The sequence below is a fragment of the Pseudomonas sp. UBA7530 genome, from assembly GCF_002479365.1.
Taxonomy (GTDB): Bacteria; Pseudomonadota; Gammaproteobacteria; order Pseudomonadales; family Pseudomonadaceae; genus Aquipseudomonas.
The window spans coordinates 1-19,675 of sequence record NZ_DLMS01000006.1 but is presented as its reverse complement, the minus strand read 5'-3'; the positions used below and the strand labels follow the sequence as shown (position 1 = coordinate 19,675).

General features: G+C 59.1%; 18 protein-coding genes. 10 read left to right on the top strand and 8 right to left on the bottom strand.

Annotated elements, in window-relative coordinates; translation table 11 throughout:
* Positions 1-31: 31 nt before the first annotated feature.
* From B2U07_RS09930 to intI1, 3 genes are all read right to left on the bottom strand, one after another.
* Positions 32-2,998, bottom strand: coding sequence for a Tn3 family transposase (locus B2U07_RS09930; RefSeq protein WP_003090772.1), 2,967 nt, complete (start codon positions 2,996-2,998; stop codon positions 32-34).
* A gap of 3 nt (positions 2,999-3,001) precedes the next feature.
* The gene (locus B2U07_RS09925; protein WP_003090771.1) at positions 3,002-3,562 is read right to left on the bottom strand and encodes a recombinase family protein; all 561 of its coding nucleotides are present in this window, start codon (positions 3,560-3,562) and stop codon (positions 3,002-3,004) included.
* A gap of 374 nt (positions 3,563-3,936) precedes the next feature.
* Positions 3,937-4,950: a class 1 integron integrase IntI1 gene (gene intI1, locus B2U07_RS09920; RefSeq protein WP_000845048.1), complete on the bottom strand. Its 1,014-nt coding sequence runs from the start codon at positions 4,948-4,950 to the stop codon at positions 3,937-3,939.
* A 145-nt stretch (positions 4,951-5,095) separates the two neighbouring features.
* Here intI1 and B2U07_RS09915 point away from each other — a divergent pair, with 145 nt between their 5' ends.
* From B2U07_RS09915 to B2U07_RS09895, 5 genes are all read left to right on the top strand, one after another.
* Entirely contained in the window at positions 5,096-5,941 is an 846-nt protein-coding gene (locus B2U07_RS09915) for an ANT(3'')-Ia family aminoglycoside nucleotidyltransferase AadA6 (protein ID WP_022675713.1), read from the top strand.
* 41 nt (positions 5,942-5,982) lie between these two features.
* Entirely contained in the window at positions 5,983-6,261 is a 279-nt protein-coding gene (locus tag B2U07_RS09910; protein ID WP_108092422.1) for a DUF1010 domain-containing protein, read from the top strand.
* A gap of 116 nt (positions 6,262-6,377) precedes the next feature.
* Complete coding sequence (locus B2U07_RS09905; RefSeq protein WP_000679427.1) at positions 6,378-6,725, top strand: quaternary ammonium compound efflux SMR transporter QacE delta 1; 348 nt, start codon at positions 6,378-6,380, stop codon at positions 6,723-6,725.
* A complete protein-coding gene (gene sul1 / locus B2U07_RS09900) occupies positions 6,719-7,558 on the top strand; it encodes a sulfonamide-resistant dihydropteroate synthase Sul1 (protein ID WP_000259031.1) in 840 nt (279 codons plus the stop codon). The genes B2U07_RS09905 and sul1 overlap by 7 nt, the downstream gene beginning before the upstream one ends.
* 127 nt (positions 7,559-7,685) lie before the next feature.
* Entirely contained in the window at positions 7,686-8,186 is a 501-nt protein-coding gene (locus tag B2U07_RS09895) for a GNAT family N-acetyltransferase (RefSeq protein WP_000376623.1), read from the top strand.
* On the opposite strand, the gene B2U07_RS09890 is transcribed toward B2U07_RS09895, so the two are convergent.
* Both B2U07_RS09890 and B2U07_RS09885 read right to left on the bottom strand, forming a co-directional pair.
* Complete coding sequence (locus tag B2U07_RS09890; protein ID WP_001381192.1) at positions 8,155-9,147, bottom strand: TniB family NTP-binding protein; 993 nt, start codon at positions 9,145-9,147, stop codon at positions 8,155-8,157. The genes B2U07_RS09895 and B2U07_RS09890 overlap by 32 nt on opposite strands.
* Before the next feature lie 2 nt (positions 9,148-9,149).
* Complete coding sequence (locus B2U07_RS09885; RefSeq protein WP_000179844.1) at positions 9,150-10,829, bottom strand: Mu transposase C-terminal domain-containing protein; 1,680 nt, start codon at positions 10,827-10,829, stop codon at positions 9,150-9,152.
* Positions 10,830-11,320: 491 nt separating this feature from the next.
* Between B2U07_RS09885 and B2U07_RS09875 the strand changes: the two genes are divergently transcribed.
* The 4 genes from B2U07_RS09875 to B2U07_RS09860 are packed head-to-tail and all read left to right on the top strand — an operon-like array spanning position 11,321 to position 15,041.
* Positions 11,321-12,808 carry a SulP family inorganic anion transporter gene (locus tag B2U07_RS09875; RefSeq protein WP_003090759.1) on the top strand — a complete coding sequence of 496 codons (1,488 nt, stop codon included), beginning with the start codon at positions 11,321-11,323 and terminating at the stop codon, positions 12,806-12,808.
* Positions 12,809-12,822: 14 nt separating this feature from the next.
* Complete coding sequence (locus tag B2U07_RS09870; protein WP_003090760.1) at positions 12,823-13,674, top strand: universal stress protein; 852 nt, start codon at positions 12,823-12,825, stop codon at positions 13,672-13,674.
* Positions 13,674-14,033, top strand: coding sequence for a TraR/DksA family transcriptional regulator (locus tag B2U07_RS09865; RefSeq protein WP_003090764.1), 360 nt, complete (start codon positions 13,674-13,676; stop codon positions 14,031-14,033). The genes B2U07_RS09870 and B2U07_RS09865 overlap by 1 nt, the downstream gene beginning before the upstream one ends.
* A 45-nt stretch (positions 14,034-14,078) precedes the next feature.
* Entirely contained in the window at positions 14,079-15,041 is a 963-nt protein-coding gene (locus tag B2U07_RS09860) for an SdiA-regulated domain-containing protein (protein WP_023104037.1), read from the top strand.
* Between the two features lie 510 nt (positions 15,042-15,551).
* Here B2U07_RS09860 and B2U07_RS09855 read toward each other — a convergent pair.
* The 3 genes from B2U07_RS09855 to B2U07_RS09845 form a co-directional block, all read right to left on the bottom strand.
* Positions 15,552-16,259 (bottom strand): Crp/Fnr family transcriptional regulator, encoded by a 708-nt coding sequence (locus tag B2U07_RS09855; protein ID WP_003090707.1) that lies wholly within the window; start codon positions 16,257-16,259, stop codon positions 15,552-15,554.
* A 90-nt stretch (positions 16,260-16,349) separates the two neighbouring features.
* Positions 16,350-16,922 carry a hypothetical protein gene (locus B2U07_RS09850; RefSeq protein WP_021219115.1) on the bottom strand — a complete coding sequence of 191 codons (573 nt, stop codon included), beginning with the start codon at positions 16,920-16,922 and terminating at the stop codon, positions 16,350-16,352.
* Complete coding sequence (locus tag B2U07_RS09845; protein ID WP_003090706.1) at positions 16,919-18,145, bottom strand: sterol desaturase family protein; 1,227 nt, start codon at positions 18,143-18,145, stop codon at positions 16,919-16,921. The genes B2U07_RS09850 and B2U07_RS09845 overlap by 4 nt, the downstream gene beginning before the upstream one ends.
* A gap of 212 nt (positions 18,146-18,357) precedes the next feature.
* Between B2U07_RS09845 and B2U07_RS09840 the strand changes: the two genes are divergently transcribed.
* Entirely contained in the window at positions 18,358-19,050 is a 693-nt protein-coding gene (locus B2U07_RS09840) for an SDR family NAD(P)-dependent oxidoreductase (protein ID WP_021219117.1), read from the top strand.
* The last annotated feature ends 625 nt before the right edge of the window (positions 19,051-19,675 follow it).

Sequence of the window (19,675 nt, the reverse complement as noted above, 5' to 3'; positions counted from 1 at the left end):
GGCGAATAGAGAAAACGGAAAAAATCGTACGCTAAGGTTTTCCGGGCAGCCTTAGCGGCCGAAACTTCCCGTCCTCCAGCCTGCGGCTCTGCCGCCAGACATAATCGCCGGTCAGATTGATGTGCTCCCACCCCAGCGGCGACAGGTATTGCAGCAGCTCACCATCCACCGACTTCCCCGCATCGCCCATCGCCTGGGTGGCGCGCTCCAAGTACACCGTGTTCCACAACACGATGGCGGCCGTCACCAGGTTGAGGCCACTGGCCCGGTAGCGCTGCTGCTCGAAGCTCCGATCCCTGATCTCGCCGAGGCGGTTGAAGAACACCGCCCTGGCCAGGGAGTTGCGGGCTTCGCCCTTGTTCAGTCCAGCATGCACGCGCCGGCGCAGCTCGACGCTTTGCAACCAATCGAGGATGAAAAGCGTGCGCTCGATCCGGCCCAGCTCGCGCAGGGCCACGGCCAGGCCGTTCTGGCGCGGATAGCTGCCGAGCTTGCGCAGCATCAGCGAGGCGGTGACCGTGCCCTGCTTGATCGAGCTGGCCAGGCGCAGGATGTCGTCCCAATGGGCGCGGACGTGCTTGATGTTCAGGGTGCCGCCAACCATTGGGCGCAATGTCGGGTAGTCCTGGACGCTATTCGGAACATACAGCTTGGTTTCTCCGAGGTCGCGGATGCGCGGTGCGAAGCGGAAGCCCAGCAGGTGCATCAGGGCGAAGACATGATCGGTGAAGCCAGCCGTGTCAGTGTAGTGCTCCTCGATCCGCAAGTCGGACTCGTGGTACAGCAGACCGTCGAGCACATAGGTAGAGTCGCGCACGCCGACATTCACCACGCGGGTGCTGAACGGTGCGTACTGGTCGGAGATGTGGGTGTAGAACAGCCGCCCCGGCTCGCTGCCGTACTTCGGGTTGACGTGGCCGGTGCTTTCGCCTCGACCACCCGCCCGGAAGCGCTGGCCATCGGAAGAAGAGGTCGTGCCGTCGCCCCAGTGAGCGGCGAAGGTATGACGGTACTGGTGGTTGACCAGCTCGGCCAGGGCCGCCGAGTAGGTTTCGTCTCGGATGTGCCAGGCTTGCAGCCAGGACAGCTTGGCGTAGGTCAGGCCGGGGCTCGACTCGGCCATCTTGGTCAGCCCGAGGTTGATTGCATCGCCCAGGATCGCTGACAGCAGCAATGTCCGGTCTTTGGCCTCGGCACCGTCCTTCAGGTGTGTGAAGTGGCGGCTGAAGCCCGTCCAGTCGTCCACGTCCATCAGCAGTTCGGTGATCTTGATGCGCGGCAGCAAATGGCTGGTCTGGTCGATCAGCGCCTGCGCGGTATTGGGCACCGCGGAATCCAGCGGGGTGATCTTCAGCCCGGACTCGGTGAGGATGGCATCGGGCAGCTCGTTGTCCTTGGCCAGGCGGGTGACGGTGGCCAGCTGCTCGTCCAGCAGCTGCAAGCGCTCTTCCAGGTACTGGTTGCTGTTCGGGTTGATCGCCAGGGGCAGAGCCTGCGCATGCTTGAGCGCGGCGAACCTCTCTGCCGGCAGCAGGTAGTCGTCGAAGTCGCGGAACTGCCGCGAGCCCTTGACCCAGATGTCACCGGAGCGCAGCGCGTTCTTCAGCTCGGACAGGGCGCAGATTTCGTAGAAGCGCCGGTCGAGGCCTTCCGGGGTTATCACTAGCGGCTTCCAGCGCGGCTTGATGAAGGCGGTGGGCGCATCGGCCGGCACCTTGCGCAGGTTGTAGGCGTTCATCTCGCTCAGGGTCTGCACGGCTGCCAGCACGCCTTGCGCAGCCGGGGCAGCGCGCAGTTCCAGCACCTCCAGCAAGGCCGGCGTGTAACGGCGCAGAGTGGCGAAGTTCTCGCCGACCAGGTGCAGATGGTCGAAGCCTTCCGGCCGGGCCAGCAGCTCGGCCTCGCTGACGCTCTCGGTGAACTCGTCCCAGGGAATCACCGCCTCAATGGCGGCATAGGGATCGCTACCGCTTTCCTTGGCTTCCAGCAGAGCCTGGCCGATCTTCGAGTACAGGCGCACCTTGTCGTTGATCGCCTTGCCCTGCTTCTGGAACTGCTGCTGATGCTTGTGCTTCGCGCTGCTGAACAGCTTGACCAGGATACGGTCGTGCAGATCGACCAACTCATCAATCACCGTCGCGGTGCTCTCCAGCACCACGGCGGCCAGGGTCGCGTAGCGTCGCTGCGGCTCGAACTTGCCGAGGTCTTTGGGCGTCATCTGCCCACCCTCGCGGGCCAGCTTGAGCAGGCGGTTCTGGTGGATGTGTCGGCCCAGGCCTTCGGGCAAGTCCACCAGCTGAAATGTCTTCAGCCGCTCGATGTGTTCGAGCATGTGGCGGGAGTTCGGTTTCAGCGGTGCCTGTCGCAGCCAGGTCAACCAGGTGATGCTGCTGCCGGCCTTGAGCTTCAACAGCTCGTCCAGCTTGGCCCGATGCGAGTCCGTGAGTGGTTCGACCAGGGCGCGGTAGACTCGGCGATTGGCCCGCGCAATGGCCTCCGAACAAGCTCGATCAATTACGCTCAACGCCGGCAGAATGCGCCGCTTCTGTCGCAGGCTCTCCAGGGCCTGACCGGCCAGCAGTAAGCCCTTGTCGGTCTGCTGGGCCAACTCGGTCAGCTCGCGCACCAGGGCGCGGAAGTCGGACAGGCCGAACGGGGCCAGTTGTAGGTAGGTGCGCAGTTCCTGGGCGTGCTCGCGGCGAGTCACGTCGCGTTCGCCGTACTTCAACCAACTCGCCGGGTCGGCCTGAACTTGCTTGGCCACCCACTGGATGACCGGCTCGGGCGGCTCGCTGTCGGTGCCCAACGCATAGCCGGGGTAGCGCAGCAGGCTGAGCTGCACCGCGAAGCCCAGGCGGTTGGCGTCGCCGCGCCGCTGGCGGATCAGCGACAGGTCGGAGTCGTTGAAGGTGTAGTAGCGGATCAGGTCATCCTGGCTTTCCGGCAACGCAAGCAAGGTGTCGCGCTCCGTAGCCGAGAGAATCGAGCGACGCGGCATGGTTCAGTCGTCCTTGCGAAGGTACTGATAGAGGGTTTCTCGGCTGATGCCGAACTCGCGGGCGAGCTGCGCCTTCGGCTCGCCCGCAGCGGCCCGCTGCCGCAGCGTGATGGCTTGCTCGTCGGAGAGGGCTTTCTTGCGGCCCCGGTAGGCACCGCGCTGCTTGGCCAGGGCGATGCCCTCGCGCTGCCGCTCGCGAATCAGGGCGCGCTCAAACTCGGCAAAGGCCCCCATGACCGACAGCATCAGGTTGGCCATCGGCGAGTCCTCGCCGGTGAACACCAGGCCTTCCTTCAAGAACTCGATGCGCACACCGCGCTGGGTCAGCTTCTGCACCAGGCGGCGCAAATCATCGAGGTTTCGTGCCAGGCGATCCATGCTGTGCACCACCACGGTGTCGCCTTCGCGAACGAAACCGAGCATGGCCTCCAGCTGGGGACGCTGGGTGTCCTTGCCCGAGGCTTTGTCGGTGAACAGCTTGCCGACCTCGACCTGTTCAAGTTGGCGTTCCGGGTTCTGGTCGAAGCTGCTGACCCGGACGTAACCGATGCGTTGTCCCTGCAAGATGCCTCCATGGGCTGGATGGGCGGCAGGGCTTGCGTTGGTTTTTGGTTCCATTGCGCCCGAAGCCTTGAATTTGTCAGGCTGAAATCTATGACCTTGGCAAGCATGTGTCAAAGAATGTGAAAGCGGACTCTATTCTGACGGCGTGATGCGTCTTGCCTGACATCCAGTTTGTCGTTTTCAGAAGACGGCTGCACTGAACGTCAGAAGCCGACTGCACTATAGCAGCGGAGGGGTTGGATCCATCAGGCAACGACGGGCTGCTGCCGGCCATCAGCGGACGCAGGGAGGACTTTCCGCAACCGGCCGTTCGATGCGGCACCGATGGCCTTCGCGCAGGGGTAGTGAATCCGCCAGGATTGACTTGCGCTGCCCTACCTCTCACTAGTGAGGGGCGGCAGCGCATCAAGCGGTGAGCGCACTCCGGCACCGCCAACTTTCAGCACATGCGTGTAAATCATCGTCGTAGAGACGTCGGAATGGCCGAGCAGATCCTGCACGGTTCGAATGTCGTAACCGCTGCGGAGCAAGGCCGTCGCGAACGAGTGGCGGAGGGTGTGCGGTGTGGCGGGCTTCGTGATGCCTGCTTGTTCTACGGCACGTTTGAAGGCGCGCTGAAAGGTCTGGTCATACATGTGATGGCGACGCACGACACCGCTCCGTGGATCGGTCGAATGCGTGTGCTGCGCAAAAACCCAGAACCACGGCCAGGAATGCCCGGCGCGCGGATACTTCCGCTCAAGGGCGTCGGGAAGCGCAACGCCGCTGCGGCCCTCGGCCTGGTCCTTCAGCCACCATGCCCGTGCACGCGACAGCTGCTCGCGCAGGCTGGGTGCCAAGCTCTCGGGTAACATCAAGGCCCGATCCTTGGAGCCCTTGCCCTCCCGCACGATGATCGTGCCGTGATCGAAATCCAGATCCTTGACCCGCAGTTGCAAACCCTCACTGATCCGCATGCCCGTTCCATACAGAAGCTGGGCGAACAAACGATGCTCGCCTTCCAGAAAACCGAGGATGCGAACCACTTCATCCGGGGTCAGCACCACCGGCAAGCGCCGCGACGGCCGAGGTCTTCCGATCTCCTGAAGCCAGGGCAGATCCGTGCACAGCACCTTGCCGTAGAAGAACAGCAAGGCCGCCAATGCCTGACGATGCGTGGAGACCGAAACCTTGCGCTCGTTCGCCAGCCAGGACAGAAATGCCTCGACTTCGCTGCTGCCCAAGGTTGCCGGGTGACGCACACCGTGGAAACGGATGAAGGCACGAACCCAGTGGACATAAGCCTGTTCGGTTCGTAAACTGTAATGCAAGTAGCGTATGCGCTCACGCAACTGGTCCAGAACCTTGACCGAACGCAGCGGTGGTAACGGCGCAGTGGCGGTTTTCATGGCTTGTTATGACTGTTTTTTTGTACAGTCTATGCCTCGGGCATCCAAGCAGCAAGCGCGTTACGCCGTGGGTCGATGTTTGATGTTATGGAGCAGCAACGATGTTACGCAGCAGGGCAGTCGCCCTAAAACAAAGTTAGACATCATGAGTAACGCAGTACCCGCCGAGATTTCGGTACAGCTATCACTGGCTCTCAACGCCATCGAGCGTCATCTGGAATCAACGTTGCTGGCCGTGCATTTGTACGGCTCTGCACTGGACGGTGGCCTGAAGCCATACAGTGATATTGATTTGCTGGTTACTGTGGCTGCACGGCTCGATGAGACTGTCCGACAAGCCCTGGTCGTAGATCTCTTGGAAATTTCTGCCTCCCCTGGCCAAAGTGAAGCTCTCCGCGCCTTGGAAGTTACCATCGTCGTGCATGGTGATGTTGTCCCTTGGCGTTATCCGGCCAGACGGGAACTGCAATTCGGGGAGTGGCAGCGTAAGGACATTCTTGCGGGCATCTTCGAGCCCGCCACAACCGATGTTGATCTGGCTATTCTGCTAACTAAAGTAAGGCAGCATAGCCTTGCATTGGCAGGTTCGGCCGCAGAGGATTTCTTTAACCCAGTTCCGGAAGGCGATCTATTCAAGGCATTGAGCGACACTCTGAAACTATGGAATTCGCAGCCGGATTGGGAAGGCGATGAGCGGAATGTAGTGCTTACCTTGTCTCGCATTTGGTACAGCGCAGCAACCGGCAAGATCGCACCGAAGGATATCGTTGCCAACTGGGCAATGGAGCGTCTGCCAGATCAACATAAGCCCGTACTGCTTGAAGCCCGGCAGGCTTATCTTGGACAAGGAGAAGATTGCTTGGCCTCACGCGCGGATCAGTTGGCGGCGTTCGTTCACTTCGTGAAACATGAAGCCACTAAATTGCTTAGTGCCATGCCAGTGATGTCTAACAATTCATTCAAGCCGACGCCGCTTCGCGGCGCGGCTTAATTCAGGCGTTAGTACCACTGAAACCCTCCTTTATTTCGCCCATGTTTATTCAAACGGCATTCAGTTTCTCAAACGCTGTGCAGCGCTGGGTTTGCCGTTTCTCTGGGCTTCGCCTGGTGGCGTTACGCTGGTTTGTGGTCTTTTTGGCCTCTGGCCCTTGTGTAGCAAGCGCGAGCAGCTATTTTTTTCGTAGTGCTGTGCCGCCTCGGTGGCACCGTGCCTTTTCGCAGTTAGCGCCCGTCGCCAAGTTACGGTTATCCGTTTTGGCTTCTGGCTCTAACATTTCGGTCAAGCCGACCCGCATTCTGCGGTCGGCTTAACTCGCCCGTTAGATGCACTAAGCACATAATTGCTCACAGCCAAACTATCAGGTCAAGTCTGCTTTTATTATTTTTAAGCGTGCATAATAAGCCCTACACAAATTGGGAGATATATCATGAAAGGCTGGCTTTTTCTTGTTATCGCAATAGTTGGCGAAGTAATCGCAACATCCGCATTAAAATCTAGCGAGGGCTTTACTAAGCTTGCCCCTTCCGCCGTTGTCATAATCGGTTATGGCATCGCATTTTATTTTCTTTCTCTGGTTCTGAAATCCATCCCTGTCGGTGTTGCTTATGCAGTCTGGTCGGGACTCGGCGTCGTCATAATTACAGCCATTGCCTGGTTGCTTCATGGGCAAAAGCTTGATGCGTGGGGCTTTGTAGGTATGGGGCTCATAATTGCTGCCTTTTTGCTCGCCCGATCCCCATCGTGGAAGTCGCTGCGGAGGCCGACGCCATGGTGACGGTGTTCGGCATTCTGAATCTCACCGAGGACTCCTTCTTCGATGAGAGCCGGCGGCTAGACCCCGCCGGCGCTGTCACCGCGGCGATCGAAATGCTGCGAGTCGGATCAGACGTCGTGGATGTCGGACCGGCCGCCAGCCATCCGGACGCGAGGCCTGTATCGCCGGCCGATGAGATCAGACGTATTGCGCCGCTCTTAGACGCCCTGTCCGATCAGATGCACCGTGTTTCAATCGACAGCTTCCAACCGGAAACCCAGCGCTATGCGCTCAAGCGCGGCGTGGGCTACCTGAACGATATCCAAGGATTTCCTGACCCTGCGCTCTATCCCGATATTGCTGAGGCGGACTGCAGGCTGGTGGTTATGCACTCAGCGCAGCGGGATGGCATCGCCACCCGCACCGGTCACCTTCGACCCGAAGACGCGCTCGACGAGATTGTGCGGTTCTTCGAGGCGCGGGTTTCCGCCTTGCGACGGAGCGGGGTCGCTGCCGACCGGCTCATCCTCGATCCGGGGATGGGATTTTTCTTGAGCCCCGCACCGGAAACATCGCTGCACGTGCTGTCGAACCTTCAAAAGCTGAAGTCGGCGTTGGGGCTTCCGCTATTGGTCTCGGTGTCGCGGAAATCCTTCTTGGGCGCCACCGTTGGCCTTCCTGTAAAGGATCTGGGTCCAGCGAGCCTTGCGGCGGAACTTCACGCGATCGGCAATGGCGCTGACTACGTCCGCACCCACGCGCCTGGAGATCTGCGAAGCGCAATCACCTTCTCGGAAACCCTCGCGAAATTTCGCAGTCGCGACGCCAGAGACCGAGGGTTAGATCATGCCTAGCATTCACCTTCCGGCCGCCCGCTAGCGGACCCTGGTCAGGTTCCGCGAAGGTGGGCGCAGACATGCTGGGCTCGTCAGGATCAAACTGCACTATGAGGCGGCGGTTCATACCGCGCCAGGGGAGCGAATGGACAGCGAGGAGCCTCCGAACGTTCGGGTCGCCTGCTCGGGTGATATCGACGAGGTTGTGCGGCTGATGCACGACGCTGCGGCGTGGATGTCCGCCAAGGGAACGCCCGCCTGGGACGTCGCGCGGATCGACCGGACATTCGCGGAGACCTTCGTCCTGAGATCCGAGCTCCTAGTCGCGAGTTGCAGCGACGGCATCGTCGGCTGTTGCACCTTGTCGGCCGAGGATCCCGAGTTCTGGCCCGACGCCCTCAAGGGGGAGGCCGCATATCTGCACAAGCTCGCGGTGCGACGGACACATGCGGGCCGGGGTGTCAGCTCCGCGCTGATCGAGGCTTGCCGCCATGCCGCGCGAACGCAGGGGTGCGCCAAGCTGCGGCTCGACTGCCACCCGAACCTGCGTGGCCTATACGAGCGGCTCGGATTCACCCACGTCGACACTTTCAATCCCGGCTGGGATCCAACCTTCATCGCAGAACGCCTAGAACTCGAAATCTAACGTCCGTTCGGGCATCGAGGTCCATGTCGGGGTGGGACGGGCCCGTGGCTTCAAGATCACTTGCAGTCCGACCGCGATGTCTTGGTTGCGCGAGAGGTTGTCGACAGGCCATGCTGAGTGTGCGATGGTTGATCGCTTCCTCGCCGCTCTCCACGGCGACGATGGCCGCCGCCATCAGCAAGTGCGCCAGTTCCCCTATGGTGCCCTCGCTGCGTGTGAGCAGGTAGCGAGCCATGTCCAGCGTGGCAATTGGGGAAGGCCGGCGCAGCGGGAGCGAAGCGGCGAAGCTGGCCAGCAGTGAGCAGCAATCGTCGTTGGCCTCCCATACCGGCAGCATCATCGGCTCGAAGCGATTTTCCAACTGGTCATCGGAGCGGATGGCTAGGTAGGCGTCGCGCGTGCCTACCCCAACCAACGGGATGCGCAGTTCGTTGCCGAGGAAGCGCAGCAGGTTGAGGAATTCCCGGCGGTTGACGCTGTTGCCGGCCAGCACGTTGTGCAGCTCGTCGATCACCAGCATGCGCACGCCGACCTTGCGCAGCAGTGCCAGAGCCAGTTGCTCCATTTCCGGCAACCGTGGGCGTGGGCGCAGCGGCGCGCCCATCGCGGCGAGCAGCGCGACGTAGAAGCGGATCACGGACGGCTCGGACGGCATCTGCACGACCAACACCGGGATGTGCTCCTGGTCGGCGTCGGAGCTGGCCGGGTGGGTGCGGCGGAACTTCTCGACGATCATCGACTTGCCATTGTTGGTCGGGCCAACCAGCAGCAGGTTGGGCATGCGTTGCTTGTTTGGCCACGCATAAAGGGCTTCCAGCCGGTTCAGCGCCTCGACTGCGCGCGGATAGCCGATCCAGCGGTCGGCGCGAAGGCGCTGGATGCGCTCGTCCGCCGGAAGACGGGCCAAGCCCTGGGCCGCCGGCAGCAGGTGGGACAGGTCGATGATGGGATATTCGTCCACGGCTACCACTCCTCAATCTGGTCGAACGGTTTGGCGGGTGGCAAGTTGTCTGCCTGCGGGTCGGCAATATCCGTATCCGGCGGAACGGGCTTGTCCGGCCGAGCTGATGTCTTGAGGTGCTGGCGGCGATCCGCGTCACGCCGCGCCTTGCGTGTGGCCTTCTGCGCGCTGGTCACAATCTCACGCATCTGGCCGATCATGCGGAACAGCGCCGACTCATCCACCTGTTCGCGCCCTTGCTGCCGCAGTTTCGCCAGCGCCTGCCGTTGTTCCCAGAGGGTGACAGCCGGATGCGACAAGGTACGGTAGGGAATTTCCAGGTAATGCTGTCCCTCCGGTTCCAGGACCCAGATACGGCTGATGTCGCGCGGATCGCGCCGGATCAGAAAGGACGGCCAGCGTTCACGCCGCGCAATCCACGGCTTGAGCGCATCGGCGTAGTAGTGGATGTGGTCGATGACAAAGCCGGTGCGGGTCAGCGTGCGCCGGAGGATCGGCAGAAAATCGACCAGGAACGAAGTAGCGCGTGTGACGACGGCCGGTACGCCGACACGCGCCACGGCCTCGGCCCAGCGCGCGGCCGGCGGTTGGAGCAGGCCGTTGTGCACCGAACCGTGGTAGGTGCCGACCGCCAATGTGAGCCAGCGCTCTAGCTCGCGCAGCGTCAGGGCGGCCTTGTTTTCGGAATCGTAGTCGCCGCGCTGGTCAGGGTTGGAGAAGGTCGTTCCCGGCAGTTCGTCGTGAATCATCTGCATCGCCGTGCCGATGATCCGTTCCACGATGCCGCCATAGTGCGGCTGTCCCAGCGGGCGATAGTCCAGCCGGATGCCATGCTGCTCGCAACCCCGGCGCAGGGCCTCGCTCTTGAACTCGGCCGCGTTGTCTAGGTAGAGCAGCAAGGGCTTGCCGCTCATCTGCCAATCCATTTCCACGTTCAGTCCTTCCAGCCAAGGGCGCTTGTCGCAGGCGACATGCACGAGGCACAGGCCAACCGAAACGGCAGACGGCGCTTCCAGCGTGACGACCATGCCGAGCACGCAGCGGGTGAACACGTCGATGGCGAGGGTCAGGTACGGGCGGCCAATAGGTTGCCGGTCGCGGTCATCGACCACGATCAGGTCGATGACCGTATGGTCTATCTGCACCTGCTCCAGCGGCGCGGTCACGGCAGGAGGCTCGCCGCCCACACCTTGTAGGTCACGAGCGGCATCCTGGCCTTCCCGCCGGCGGATGACCTTGCGCGGGTCAAGGCTAGCGATCCGTAAGGCCACGGTATTGCGCGCCGGCACTCGCAGTTTTTGAGCCTTGCACACCTGAGTGACTTCGCGGTGAAAGGCCGCTAGGCTGCGCTTCTGCTTGGTCAGGAACCGCTTTTGCAGTAGCTCGTGGATGACGCGCTCGACCGGTTCCGGCAAGCGCCCCTTACCTTTACCTCCACCGGACTGGCCGGGCACCAGATCCGTCACGAGGCCGCTGCCTTGCCGGGCACGCCGGATCAGAACGTATACCTGGCGCCGAGACAAGCCCAGCGCCTGAGCCGCCATATCGGCCGCTTCGTGCCCGACCGTCTCCGACTGCGCCAACGGACTGATGATCTCCGCACGACGGCGCGCACGCTCCCAAGCCTCATCAGGCAGAGTGGCCACGCCTTGTTCTGGAATCCGTGGGGTGTCCGTCGCCATGCTCACCTCGCTTTGGTGCACACGAGTATTGAGCATAGTCGAGATTGGTGCAGATCACTTCTGATATTGAACTGTCAGGAGCTGGCTGCACAACAGCCATTACGCCCAATCAACTGGTGCAGTCGTCTTCTGAAAATGACACAGTTAGGGTATAGCTCAGGCTGACATCCAAACAGGACGCCCTAGTCCGGGGGTGACTCGCAGAAATTGCCCTCTTCCTGTAGACTGTTGCGGCCATTGAGTTACTAAAGACACTCGATAAGACCTCATGCTTACCCTGCAAAACATGATCTGGCTGCCTACGCCGCCATAGCGCTTCGCCCCCCCGCATCATCTGTGACTGCTTGCTCTGCCAGCGGTCGCTTTCTGCTGTGCTTTAGGTTTTAACACCCGCCACAGCTCCTCTACATCCGACATTTGACCTCGTATCGACCAGCTGCACTTGGCCTGCGCCATGCTGTGCTGCGCGATCCATTGCCTTGGGAATTCTGATGCTCCACTCGTTAAAACAAACCTGGTTATCCAACATCCGTGGCGACATCCTCGCCGGTCTTGTGGTCGCACTGGCCCTAATCCCTGAAGCCATCGCCTTCTCGATCATTGCTGGCGTTGACCCTAAGGTCGGCCTTTACGCCTCTTTCTGTATCGCTGTGGTGATCGCCTTTGTCGGTGGCCGCCCAGGCATGATTTCGGCCGCAACGGGTGCCATGGCACTGCTGATGGTGACTCTGGTCAAGAACCATGGTCTTGAATATCTGCTGGCCGCCACGCTGCTATGTGGCGTGCTACAAATTGCTGCTGGCTACCTGAAGCTCGGATCGCTGATGCGCTTCGTCTCGCGCTCGGTGGTGACCGGTTTTGTCAATGCACTGGCGATCCTGATTTTCATGGCTCAGCTGCCCGAGCTGACTAATGTCACCTGGCACGTCTACGCCATGACAGCCGCAGGCCTCGGCATCATCTATCTGTTCCCCTATGTCCCCAAGATCGGCAAGCTCATCCCATCGCCGCTGGTGTGCATCATCGTGCTGACCGCCGTCGCCATGTCGGTTGGTCTGGATATCCGCACGGTCGGTGATATGGGTGAACTGCCGGATACGCTACCGATCTTCCTCTGGCCTGATGTGCCGCTGACATTCGAGACGCTGGCCATCATCTTTCCTTATTCGGCAGCACTGGCTGTGGTCGGTCTGTTGGAGTCGATGATGACCGCGACCATTGTCGACGACCTGACCGACACCCCGAGTGACAAGAACCGCGAGTGCAAGGGCCAGGGCGTGGCCAACATTGCTTCGGGTCTGATCGGCGGTATGGCTGGCTGCGCGATGATTGGTCAGTCGATCATTAACGTGAAATCCGGCGGTCGTTCTCGCCTGTCGTCTCTTGCCGCAGGCGTATTTCTGCTGCTGATGGTGGTTTTCCTCGGCGACTGGCTGAAGCAGATCCCAATGGCTGCGCTGGTGGCAGTGATGATCATGGTGTCCATCGGCACCTTCAGTTGGGATTCGCTGCGCAACCTGAAGAAGCATCCGTTGTCGACCAACATTGTCATGGTCGTCACCGTGGTGGTCGTGGTGGCCACCCACAACCTGGCCTTCGGCGTGTTAGCCGGCGTGCTACTGGCTGCGATGTTCTTCGCCAACAAGGTTGGCCATTACATGGCGATCAGTTCTTCGCTGGACGAAGCCGGCGAGCATCGTAGCTATAACGTCACCGGTCAGGTGTTCTTCAGCTCGGCTGACAAGTTCGTCGCAGCCTTCGACTTCAAGGAAGCCCTGAACAAGGTAACCATCGACCTGAATCGTGCACACTTCTGGGATATCACCGCTGTTGCAGCCCTGGACAAGGTAGTCATTAAGTTCCGCCGTGAAGGTACTGAAGTCGAAGTGCTGGGCTTAAACGAGGCCAGCGCCACTATCGTGGATCGCTTTGGTGTTCACGATAAACCTGACGCCATTGATCAACTCATGGGCCACTGAGAAGGAGAACAACAATGACCCACGTAATTGCCTGTATCGACGGTTCCACCTCGGCTCCAGCTGTTTGCGACTACGCGGCCTGGGCCAGTCTGAGCCTGGAAGCGCCGCTGACCTTCCTGCATGTGCTGGATCAGCGCCAGTATCCGGTTGCAGCAGATTTGAGTGGCAACATTGGCCTTGGCAGCCGCGAGCACCTGCTTGATGAGCTTGCTTCCCTGGATGAACAGCGCGGCAAGTTGGCCCTTGAACAAGGGCGAATCATGCTTGCAGCCGCGAAAGAACGGGCCGTGAATGATGGTGTGCGCGCACCGGAGTCCAAGCAGCGACATGGCGATTTACTGGAGAGCTTGCAAGAGCTGCAAAGTGAAACGCGCTTGCTGGTTATCGGTCGCCAGGGCGAGTCTAGTGGCGGTCTGAGTCAGCATGTCGGAAGCCAGCTGGAAAGCGTTATTCGTATCATGCACCGGCCAATCCTGGTCACCCCGGCCAACTTCCAAAAGCCCAAGAGCGCGATGCTGGCATTCGATGGCGGCGCTACAACCCGCAAGGGTGTGGAGATGCTGGCAGCCAGCCCGCTGCTGAAGGGGCTGCCGATCCATCTGGTCATGGTTGGGCCCGTGAACGACGAAGCGTCCGCGCAGCTGGACTGGGCGCAGAAAGTGCTGATCAACGCCGGATTTACCGTTCGCGCTGAGACTCGGAGCGGTGAAATAGAACGTACCCTGCACGCCTATCAGAAAGAGCATGGCATCGATCTGCTAGTGATGGGGGCTTATGGACACTCACGTATCCGGCAGTTCCTGGTCGGCAGCACCACTACCAGCATGCTCCGTACCACCACCAGTCCGCTGTTACTGCTGCGCTAATGAGCCTGGACGACGCCCTCGATCTTGCCCATTTCAAGACCCTACTGGAACAGCGGGCTGCCGAGCTGGATCGATTGCTGGGAGACGCTGAGTCTCGCTCGCAATCGGTAGAGCTGGATCAAAGCAAGGTGGGGCGTCTATCGAGAATGGACGCACTCCAGCAACAAGCGATGAACGATGCGATCCGCAGTCGTGCACGGCATGAACGTGTCCGTCTCCAACTGGCCCTCAAGCGCTGGCACGAGGGCGACTATGGCTGGTGTAACCAATGCGGCGAGTTGATCGCCTCGGGCCGTCTGGAGTTCGATCCGGCCACGCCGTTGTGTATCACCTGTGCCAGCCGCGCCGAGTCGGGTTGAAACCATCACGGCTCGTGGCGTCAGTCTGATTTAACGAGGCTTCTAATGTATTTGATGGCTAAAAACTGGCTGGGCCGAACACGGAAAGTAAGTGTTTGGATGTGGGCGCTTGTATGCCTTGTGTTGCTCACCGTATTCCAAGTACGTACTCATCACCTTGATGATCGTCTGTACTTTTGGATCAAGACCCACTGGCACACAGACGATTGGCAGGAGCGCTCTGTGTGGCTGCCTGGCTATCGGGTTGAGCTGGATGCTAAGGCGGTTCCCGGTGTGGACAACAACCTTTCGGGCCTGACCTTCGATCCTGACCTAAATCTGCTGTGGGCGGTTACCAATGGCCCGAACGAGCTGCTGGCCCTCAGTCGTGACGGTGACGTGGAGCGACGTTACAGCCTGGATGGCTTCCACGACGTGGAAGCGGTGTCCTATGCCGGCAACGGTCAACTGGTCATTGCCGAAGAGCGGCGGCAGAGCCTGGTTATCGTGGATATCCCCATCGACGAATACGGTAAGCTTTCTCCTGATCGACCATTGAGGCTAGACCAGTATTCAGCGCTAACCTTGGCGCTTGGCAAGGAGGACAACAAAGGCCTTGAAGGGCTCGCCTACGACCTAAAAGGTGATCGTTTGTTTGTGACCAAGGAGCGTGACCCCCGGCAATTACTGGAAGTGAGCGGCCTTCGTGCCAGCCTGGAAGGAGGCGTTTCCCTGCACGTCCGCGACATGTCCAACCTAGTAAAAGACAAGGTGTTTGCCACTGACTTGTCTTCGGTTGTATTCGATCAACAGAGCGGCCATCTGATCCTGCTCAGCGACGAGTCGAAACTGCTGATTGAAATGACCGACGAGGGCAAGGTGGTGAGTTTCCGCTCCTTGGCGAGGGGGTTTGCTGGTTTGCTGAAAGGTATACCCCAAGCCGAAGGCGTAACCATCGACGATGAAGGGTATTTGTACGTGGTCAGCGAGCCGAACTTGTTCTATCGCTTTACCCGCGAGACAGATTGACCAGTCAACAAGCTACAGTCAGGCGTGGCCGGGACGCTTGAACTGTTAGCGTACGATTTTTTCCGAATTCTGCGGGCTCCCCTAATACATCACTACGCATTCTCAGCGCGGTAGCCTGGATGACCACTGGTGGAAAATGCTCCGCAGTTTTCCACCCTACAGGGACTTGATGGCTTTGTAGGGTAGACAACGCCTTCTTGTCCATCAGCTTTTGCGAGCGACAGCAATGGGTCGGACACACCATTGTCGACCGGCCGCTTTTGGCCGATTCAAGCCTGACGCGATAGACCGGACTCGGCCAAAAGCAGTCTTTGATTGGTGACCAAGCGGCCCTCGTGCGGGGGCAGTTATTAGGCCCAAAGGTCTCTAGGAAAGCCGGGGCTATTGATAGGGCCGGTTCACCTCTAGCATTGTGGTCAGGTGGTACTGATGAAGTCAGGTGGTGAGTCCACTCATGATCAACAGCGATGCACTCGGCCCTGCGAAAATTACATCGAGATTAGTGCCGGCTCAGTTAGCCGCGTGCTCAGAAAGCCCAGCTGGATCAATTACTCGAATATGCCGAAAACCGATCTTAATCAGTCCCGCCTTTTCCAGTTGTTTTAGCAGCCCGTTGATAGTCTGGCGGGAAGAACCAAGTATGGAGGCTAAATCCGCCTGAGAAACATTCAAAATAACTTCCTCAGAGCCTGTTGCCGGTGGTTGCAGCAACAACAGTTCTGCTAAACCTGTACGCAGCCGTTGCAGCGGCACGATCATCTGGCCATCGGCAAAGTGCCGCATAAAAGCGGCATAGCGCTTGGCAATAAAAAGTGTAATTGCCTTGCAATAGAGAGGTTCCTCTTCAAGGATTCGCTCGAATTGCTGCAGAGGCAGCATTAGTAATTGCACATTGGTATCGGCGATCACAGCCACATCGGCCTTTTCGCCTGTAATCAGGGCGAGGAAGTTGAACCAAAATCCTCTCTCGCCAATCATATAAAGCTTCTCCTCACCCTCGAATAGCAGCCGCGAAACCCGCACGCGCCCCTCAAGCACTACTGAGGCTGCAGTCGGTCGGCTGCCTTGGGCAGTGATCACCTGCCCTTTGCGATAGTGGCGCAATACGGAAGACTGGATGATTTTGTCTTGCACTTCCCCCGGCAAGCTTGCGAACCAGTCATCTGCCTCGCGCAGGCGGTAGATTGTCTGATGGGCTGCGTCATCTATGTTTTGCATTTGGAAACCTTGGAAACCTTGGAAACATCGATGTTGGGTCTTAACCACATTCGACAGTTTCCCAAGATATGGGATGCAGGGGAAGCCGAATTAACGGCTCGCAGCTAACAGCGGCACCACCCTATCCCGGTGCAGCAGCAGCAGGGCTAAAGACAGCAAGTAGTGCAGCCATTGGATGCCAGATAGCGGTCCGAGCATCTCTTCACCGGTTGCACCGGCCGCTAGACTAACGATGAACACTAGCGCCGCCCCGAGTGGCATTACCCGCCGCGTCACTAAGGCTGTGGCACAGATTAACAAGACAGAGCCAAGAGGCACCAGCATGCGCCAGGTGTCAAATCCCGACACGCTAATCACCACCCCGAAGCTCCCAACCAAGAGCGCGAAGCGCCCTGCGGCCGTGATGCGCTGAGCAACAGAGTCATCTGGCCAGCGCAGTGCAATGACCAGCAGCGGGAAACCTGCGCTGGCGGCAACCAGGCCGGTAAAGCGATGTGGGCCGGCGAACAACTCACCATACTGGTAATGCAGTGTACCAATCGCTGCCGCCAGGCCGATCAGGCCGCAACCAATGGCTAGAGCAGGGCGCTGGCGCAGCTGGACAAAGGCAATGGAAAAGGCAACCACAGCCAAGATCAAGTCGGAAATGGCATCGGCATTCATTGGGAAGTCCACAAAGCAGCAGGTTTGAAGGAAGTGCGGCTGAGCCATGCAGCGCTGCCTAGCATTACAACCAATAACATCAGCTTGAGTGCGATGGGCATACTAAAACCGAACCAGTCAGGTAGAGCAGCAAAGGCAATGCCCAGTCCTATGACACGGCACTGCTCAAAACGCCGTGCATTGGCACGTCCTTCCAATAGTGACGTGAGAGAGATTGCCGAAATGGCAAAGCCAGCGGCGTAGAGTGCCAGTAAGGTCTTCGGCAAGGTGTTGAGTAGCGTCAGAAAATGCATGAGGAACAACATTGCAAGCACCTGATGCACTACCGCATAGCGTTTGACCGCATCGGGTGTACACGGATCGTAATACTTAAACTGCGACGGCTCGTAAGGCTCGCTCGCCTCATCGTGCCAGCCACCAGGTGGTGCCAGCCAGACGCCAAGTTTAGCCCGCCAGCCCGGGGTGGCTTTGGATTTCTGCCAGAGCTCAATGTAGTAATGCATGTTGCCCCAGAATGGGTTAAGGCTCTGCAACGGTGTGCGCACGCCGTAGATGACCTTCTCGTCCTTGCGCTCCTCGGCGAAGGTACCGAATAGGCGATCCCAGAGAATCAGAATGCCCCCGTAGTTTGTGTCCATGCAGTAGTCATTTTGCCCATGATGGACGCGATGGTTTGAGGGTGTGACGAAGATGCGATCAAGCCAGCCCAAACGACCAATTACCTCGGTATGCACCCAGTACTGGTAAAGCAAGTCGATCAGCAACACCCCGGCAAACACGCTGGGCGGCACACCGGCCACTGCCATCGGTAGATAGAATATCCAGCCCAGAAGTGCGCTCGTCGAGGACTGGCGTATGGCTGTTGCCAGGTTGAAGTACTCGGAAGAGTGATGCGATACGTGCCCGGCCCACAGCAAGCCAATTTCATGGTTCATACGGTGATGCCAGTAGTAGAAAAAGTCGTAGGCCACAAGGGCTCCGACCCATACCCACAGGCTATCGCTAGGCAAGGTCGTGGCGCGGTAGGCTTCGAATACCAGAGTGTAAACGCCCAGTTTCGCCAACTTGGTGAACGCCCCAACCACCTGGCTCAATAGACCATATTGGTAGCTGCTGATGGCATCAGGTATGGAATACGCCGCTAGCCCGCGGCGGTGCGCCAGCCATGCTTCCAGCAAGGTGGTGGTTAAAAAAATCGGTATGGCAAACACGATCAGATTCATTGCGCGCGATCCTTTTCTCTCGACTCAAGAAAGTTGAGCGGCTGATGGCTTTCAGCGACTCAGCGACCAGGCAAGTTAGCACTCTTGACTGTGCCCACTTGTCGGCTCGGCGACAGGTTCTGCACGGCAATAGTGGCAACCTAGCTGACCACTCGTGCCGGGGCTCAGTGCTCAGTGCAGCCCTGGTGTAGTCCACTTCAAGGAGAATAAGCGTGAGTAAAGTAGTCGCAATTAGCGGTGGATTCGGTTGTCTAGGTATAGCGGTAGGCGAGGCGTTCGCGGCCAATGGTTGGCGGGTGGCCCTGATTGATCAGGCCAGCGTGCCGCGACCCCTGGCCGACACGGCGCGCTCTGAAAAACTGCTTATCGGCGCGGTCGATCTAACCGATCTGCACATGGCAAATTGTGCAATGCAGCAGGTGCAGCAGCATTTTCAAGGATTAGATGCGCTCATCAACGTGGCGGGTGGTTTTCGCTGGGAGACCATCGAGGGCGGCGATCTTGCGACCTGGGATTTGATGTATCAAATGAACGTGCGCACTGCCGCAACGGCTAGCATGGCCGCGCTGACACACCTGAAGAAAGCCGAAGCCGGGCGCATTATCAACATTGCAGCCGGAGCGGCCAGTAAGGCCAGCCTAGGCATGGGGGCCTATGCTGCAGCAAAGTCCGGGGTGATGCGCCTTACGGAGGCGTTGGCCGAAGAGTTGAAAGATCAGCGCATCACGGTCAATGCGATCATGCCATCGATCATCGATACCCCGCAGAACCGCCTCGATATGCCTGATGCGGATGCCACCCGCTGGGTTACGCCAGAGCAGGTCGCTAATGTGATCGTATTTTTAGCCTCTCAGGAGGCTAGTGCAATCACAGGTGCAGCTATCGCTGTAAATGGGCGGTGCTAATTTATTAGGCCGGCTGTCGACATAGCAGAGTGGCTGCCTAGAGCCGTTCTTCTCACCCAGGGTTCGCCCGATCCTAATGATCCTAATGATCCTAATGATCCTAATGATCCTAATGCGGCATGCGTGGCCTATGCGTGGGGAACTGACTGGTGTTGCCGGCGGAGAGCTAGCAGCCCTCGGTAGCAGGTCCCAAGTCCTTAGGGTCGACCACCACATACTTTGCCAAGGCGTGTGTCCGCAGCAGTTGTAAGCGACAACATTAGAAAAATACGCGCTAGAAAACCGCCCTATCCCTTGTGGTGCCCACACTATTTCGCTGCCTGGATACGGTATCCAAAATAAGGTTTGAATCCACCGATAAGGAGATGACCTTGAAGCCCTCATATTTGGCTAACGTCACAAGTTTTAGCGATGACCACTCTAATCCTGGCGGCCTCGCCTTCTCAGGCTAACTGGGATCAGGCGAATGCCTTCGAGGAAGGCCAGCAGCGTGTTGCCATCGGTAAGGATCCAATGCCAGGCCCTCGTTCGTGTTTTTGGCGCTACGGCCCGGTCAGTGGTGACCCCTACATCAACATCGCCTTCCCTGACGCCGGAACATTCTAGGGGTCGTCTCAGAAAACGG

What these genes read in the sequence shown, in the direction of transcription:
- B2U07_RS09915 (WP_022675713.1), top strand. Translation starts at nt 5,096, where the DNA reads ATGAGTAACGCAGTACCCGCCGAGATTTCGGTACAGCTATCACTGGCT.
- B2U07_RS09930 (WP_003090772.1), bottom strand. Translation starts at nt 2,998, where the DNA reads ATGCCGCGTCGCTCGATTCTCTCGGCTACGGAGCGCGACACCTTGCTT.
- sul1 (WP_000259031.1), top strand. Translation starts at nt 6,719, where the DNA reads ATGGTGACGGTGTTCGGCATTCTGAATCTCACCGAGGACTCCTTCTTC.
- B2U07_RS09885 (WP_000179844.1), bottom strand. Translation starts at nt 10,829, where the DNA reads ATGGCGACGGACACCCCACGGATTCCAGAACAAGGCGTGGCCACTCTG.
- B2U07_RS09905 (WP_000679427.1), top strand. Translation starts at nt 6,378, where the DNA reads ATGAAAGGCTGGCTTTTTCTTGTTATCGCAATAGTTGGCGAAGTAATC.
- B2U07_RS09910 (WP_108092422.1), top strand. Translation starts at nt 5,983, where the DNA reads ATGTTTATTCAAACGGCATTCAGTTTCTCAAACGCTGTGCAGCGCTGG.
- B2U07_RS09855 (WP_003090707.1), bottom strand. Translation starts at nt 16,259, where the DNA reads ATGCAAAACATAGATGACGCAGCCCATCAGACAATCTACCGCCTGCGC.
- B2U07_RS09865 (WP_003090764.1), top strand. Translation starts at nt 13,674, where the DNA reads ATGAGCCTGGACGACGCCCTCGATCTTGCCCATTTCAAGACCCTACTG.
- B2U07_RS09895 (WP_000376623.1), top strand. Translation starts at nt 7,686, where the DNA reads ATGGACAGCGAGGAGCCTCCGAACGTTCGGGTCGCCTGCTCGGGTGAT.
- B2U07_RS09870 (WP_003090760.1), top strand. Translation starts at nt 12,823, where the DNA reads ATGACCCACGTAATTGCCTGTATCGACGGTTCCACCTCGGCTCCAGCT.
- B2U07_RS09850 (WP_021219115.1), bottom strand. Translation starts at nt 16,922, where the DNA reads ATGAATGCCGATGCCATTTCCGACTTGATCTTGGCTGTGGTTGCCTTT.
- B2U07_RS09875 (WP_003090759.1), top strand. Translation starts at nt 11,321, where the DNA reads ATGCTCCACTCGTTAAAACAAACCTGGTTATCCAACATCCGTGGCGAC.
- B2U07_RS09845 (WP_003090706.1), bottom strand. Translation starts at nt 18,145, where the DNA reads ATGAATCTGATCGTGTTTGCCATACCGATTTTTTTAACCACCACCTTG.
- B2U07_RS09860 (WP_023104037.1), top strand. Translation starts at nt 14,079, where the DNA reads ATGTATTTGATGGCTAAAAACTGGCTGGGCCGAACACGGAAAGTAAGT.
- intI1 (WP_000845048.1), bottom strand. Translation starts at nt 4,950, where the DNA reads ATGAAAACCGCCACTGCGCCGTTACCACCGCTGCGTTCGGTCAAGGTT.